At 60.3% G+C, this 252-nt stretch carries 1 protein-coding gene; it reads left to right on the plus strand.

Going from position 1 to position 252, the window contains the following annotated elements:
- Window positions 1–252 (plus strand): porin (locus PVA19_RS22465; protein ID WP_274104283.1); only part of this gene is annotated, 252 nt, incomplete at both ends.

The raw sequence follows: 252 nt of genomic DNA on the forward strand, positions 1-252 counted from the left end.
GAATACGTTCGCGTTTGCGACGCTTTCGGCGCAGGCTTCTTCTACATTCCTGGTACGGAAACCTGCCTGAAGTTCGGCGGCTACGTTCGTTTCCAGACCGATTTCCAGCGCGGTAATGGTACGTCTGCTGGCACCGGCAACGGCGGCACCTCCGACTGGGACGCATTCACGCGCGCTCAGTTCGAAGTTGATACTCGCACAGACACCGAGCTCGGCGCTCTGCGCGGCTTCATCGGCTTCCGCGGCAATGCT

The sequence above is a fragment of the Agrobacterium sp. CNPSo 3708 genome (assembly GCF_028674915.1).
Classification (GTDB): Bacteria; Pseudomonadota; Alphaproteobacteria; order Rhizobiales; family Rhizobiaceae; genus Agrobacterium; species Agrobacterium cavarae.